Below are 4135 nucleotides of genomic sequence, written 5' to 3' on the forward strand. Positions count from 1 at the left end.
TCTCCGCACGGGTCGCCTCCGGCGCCGCCGGCGGCAGGATCGAGCTTCGCCGCGACAGCGTCACCGGCACCCTCATGGGCACCTGCGACGTCCCCGGCACCGGCGGCTGGCAGACCTGGACCACCGTGTCCTGCCCCGTCACCGGCGCGACCGGCACCCACGACCTCTACCTCAGGTTCACCGGCGGCAGCGGCTACCTGTTCAACATGAACTGGTGGCAGTTCACCGGCAACGACGGGCCCACCGCCAGCCCCACGCCCTCACCCCCGACGTCCCCCTCGCCCACGCCTCCGGTTTCACCGTCACCGTCACCCAGCCCGACGATCACGCCCACGCCGGACGGTGGCGCCTGCGGCGCGACCTACCGCACCACCAACACCTGGTCCGGCGGCTTCCAGGGCGAGATCACGGTGACGGCCGGCAGCGCGCCCGTCAACGGCTGGACCGTCAAGTGGACCCTGAGCAACGGCCAGACCATCAGCCAGGTCTGGAACGGCACGCTCAGCACCACCGGCTCGGCCGTGTCGGTGAGCAATGCCTCCTACAACGGCTCACTCCAGCCGTCCGCATCCACGACGTTCGGCTTCCTCGCCGGCGGCACCCCGTCGGCATGGTCCCTCACGTGCACCCCCGCCTGAGGACGACGGCGTCGTGCCTCCGACGGCGTACAGAACCGCCCGCGCGCTGTTCGCGTCCTGGAAGGGGCCGCCTCACCAGGCAGTGGAGTCGGCGCAGCTGAGCCGGCGGTGACGCGAGGGCGTGCTGCCGCAGGGCGCGGGGGCGTGCGGCAGCACGCCTTCCACACGGCGGCAGCACGTCACGCGACGGTCGATGCCCGAGTTCCCGGCCGTGGTCGCTCCTGACGGCGCCCGCTCTCGGCAGGCCTGTCGCCAGCCGATTTCGCCCGACCTCATCGAAAGGACCCTCATGAGCCGGCGAAGAGGAAACATGGCGCGCGTCGCCATGGGTGTGGTGGTCGCGCTCCTGTCGGCCGCGATGTCCCTGGTGGCCGTGTCGGCGGCGCGTGCGGCGGTCGGAATCACGATCAACGGTGGTTCCGGCGGCCGCACCTTCGACGGTGTCGGCGCGATCAGCGGCGGCGGAGGCAACAGCCGCCTGCTGGTCGACTATCCCGAGCCGCAGCGCAGCCAGATCCTCGACTACCTCTTCAAGCCGGGGTACGGCGCCTCGATGCAGATCCTCAAGGTCGAGATCGGCGGTGACACCAACTCCACCGACGGGGCCGAGCCGAGCCACCGGCACACCTCCGGCGACCTCGACTGCAACCGGGGATACGAGTGGTGGCTGATGGAGCAGGCCAAGGCCCGCAACCCCAACATCAAGCTGGTCGGTCTGGCCTGGGGCGCCCCGGGCTGGCTGGGAGGCGGCAACTTCTGGTCGCAGGACACCATCAACTACCTGGTCGACTGGCTCGGCTGCGCGAAGAACAGCCACGGGCTGACGATCGACTACCTGGGCGGCTGGAACGAGAAGGGCCGCGACCTCAACTGGTACGTCAACCTCAACACGGCGCTCGACTCCCGGGGCTTCGGCAACGTGAAGATCATCGCCTCCGATGACTGGGGTTTCGGCGTCGCCGACGACGCGGCGAACAACACCGCCTTCCGCAACGCCGTGGACGTGTTCGGGTCGCACTACGTCTGCGGCTACCGCGGCGCCCAGTCGAACTGCCCCAGCTCCACCACCGCGATCAACTCCGGCAAGGTCCTGTGGGCGAGCGAGAACGGCTCCGACGACTACAACGACGGCGCCAAGGCGCTGGCCAGGGGCATCAACCGGGACTACATCGACGGCAAGATGACCGCCTACATCAACTGGCCGGTCATCGCCGCGATCACCCCGAACCTGCCCTTCGCCACGATGGGCGTGGCGGTCGCGCCGCAGCCCTGGTCGGGGTACTACGCCATCGGCAAGAACGCCTGGGTCATGGCCCAGACCACGCAGTTCACCGCGCCGGGCTGGAAGTACCTGGACGCCTCCAGCGGTTACATCGGCGGCAACCGCAACAACGGCAGCTACGTCTCGCTGAAGTCCCCGAACAACTCCGACTACAGCACCATCATCGAGACGATGGACGCCACCGGCGCCCAGACGCTCAACTTCAACGTGACCGGCGGGCTGTCCACCGCGCAGGTGCACGTGTGGGCGACCAACCTCAACTCGGGGAACTCCGCCGACTACTTCGTCCACGCCGGCGACATCACCCCGGCCAACGGCGCCTTCTCGCTGACGGTCCAGCCGGGGTACGTGTACTCGATCACGACCACGACCGGCCAGGGCAAGGGCACCGCGACCAGCCCGGCCCGGGGCACGATGCCCCTGCCGTACTCCGACGACTTCGACTCCTATGCCGTGGGCCGCGAGGCGAAGTACCTCTCGGACATGCAGGGTTCGTTCGAGGTCGTGGGCTGTGGCGGTGGCCGGTCCGGCCGGTGCGTGCGCCAGATGGCCCCGCGCCAGCCGATCCTGTGGACCGGTGGTTCCCACCCGTACGCCCTGCTGGGTGACCTGAGCTGGAGCAACTACACCGTCTCCGCGGACGTGATGCTGGAGCAGAGCGGCTACGCCGAGCTGATCGGCCGCGCGGGCGCCCAGCACTCCTTCGGCCCCGAGGGACTGAACGCCTACTACCTGCGGGTGACCGACAGCGGCGCCTGGCAGATCATCCGCAACAACGTCGACAACGCGATGACGACGATCCGCAGCGGGAGCGTCGCCGGACTCGGCACGGGCCGCTGGCACACCCTGGCCCTGGGCTTCTCCGGCGGCACGATCACCGCGAGCATCGACGGGACGCAGGTGGCCACGGTCACCGACGGCACCTGGGGTGCGGGGCAGATCGGCGTGGGCACCAGCACCACCGAAACGGCCCAGTTCGACAACCTCACGATCACGCCGGGCCAGGGAGGCCCCGGCCCCGGCAACGGCACCGTGCTGCGCGGTCTGGCCAGCGGCCGGTGCGTGGACGTGCCGAACCAGTCGCAGACCAACGGCACCCAGGTGGCGCTGTGGGACTGCAACGGCGGAGCGAACCAGCAGTGGACCTACACCTCCGGCAAGCAGCTCCAGGTGTACGGCAACAAGTGCTTGGACGCCTACGGCCAGGGCACGAGCAACGGCACCCAGGTCGTCATCTGGGACTGCGGCGGCGGGGCCAACCAGCAGTGGAACGTCAACGCCGACGGCACCGTCACCGGCGTCCAGTCCGGGCTGTGCCTGGACGCCTACAGCGCCGGCACCGCCAACGGCACGAAGATCGTCCTGTGGGCCTGCAACGGCGGAGCCAACCAGCAGTGGAGCCGCAACTGACATGACACGGTCGCCGGTCGCGGCGACCTCTCCGTAACCGAAACAGAAGAAGGGAATGCGCGGCCCGGGATCCGGGCCGCGCATTCTTGACGAGGTGGTGAAGTGGCGGCCCGGGCGCGCCGCCGCGGTGTTGATCCGCGCGGCGGCCGCGACCCGGGCCTCGGTCAGATCGGCCACCAGCACTGCCGGCCGTCTGCCGGTTCCATCGAACACCCTTCACTGGGGCAGTGACCGCTGTGGACTACGCCACACTGCAGGTCACGCCGTTGAGGGTGAACGCGGTCGGTTTGCCGGCGTTGCCGGTGTGGGTGGCCTGGAAGCCGATCTCGGTGGACGCTCCGGGTGCCAGCGAGCCGTTGTAGCTCACGTTTGCCGCCGTGACCTGTCCGCTGGTGGGGGAGTAGGTGGCGTTCCATCCGTTGGTGATGGTCTGCCCGCCGGGGAGGGTGAAGACCAGCGACCAGCCGTTGACGGCCGAGGAGCCGGTGTTGGTGATGGTGAGGTTCTCGGTCAGCCCGTTGTTCCAGGCGTTCACGGTGGCGCTGACCCGGCAGGGGCCCGAACCTGCGGTGGGCGACGGGGACGGCGACGGCGTGCCGCTCGGCGACGGACTGGGCGAGGGCGTGGGCGATGGGGTCGGTGGCGGGCTGGGTGAGGGGGACGGCGACGGTGTGGTGCCGTCGAGGCCGAGGAAGGAGATGGCGTAGGCGAGCTGGCCGGCCATGGGGAGTTGGTGGCCGACGCCGGAGATGCTGATGCCTTCGACGGTGGCCTGGGTGCCGGTGTTGCCGTAGCGGGTGCGGGT

Annotated in this window: 3 protein-coding genes; 2 read left to right on the forward strand and 1 reads right to left on the reverse strand. The window is 69.7% G+C overall.

Features of this window, described 5'->3' with window-relative positions:
• Positions 1-638: carbohydrate-binding protein (locus tag IL992_RS45295; protein WP_226874974.1), on the forward strand; the 638-nt coding region annotated here is incomplete at its 5' end.
• Positions 639-948: 310 nt separating this feature from the next.
• Positions 949-3330, forward strand: coding sequence for a ricin-type beta-trefoil lectin domain protein (locus IL992_RS45300; protein WP_193209463.1), 2382 nt, complete (start codon positions 949-951; stop codon positions 3328-3330).
• 241 nt (positions 3331-3571) lie between these two features.
• Here the strand turns inward: IL992_RS45300 and IL992_RS45305 are convergent.
• A partial coding sequence (locus IL992_RS45305) for a cellulose binding domain-containing protein (RefSeq protein ID WP_193209464.1) occupies positions 3572-4135 on the reverse strand: 564 nt, incomplete at its 5' end.

The sequence above is a fragment of the Microbispora sitophila genome, assembly GCF_014892245.1.
Taxonomy (GTDB): domain Bacteria; phylum Actinomycetota; class Actinomycetes; order Streptosporangiales; family Streptosporangiaceae; genus Microbispora; species Microbispora siamensis.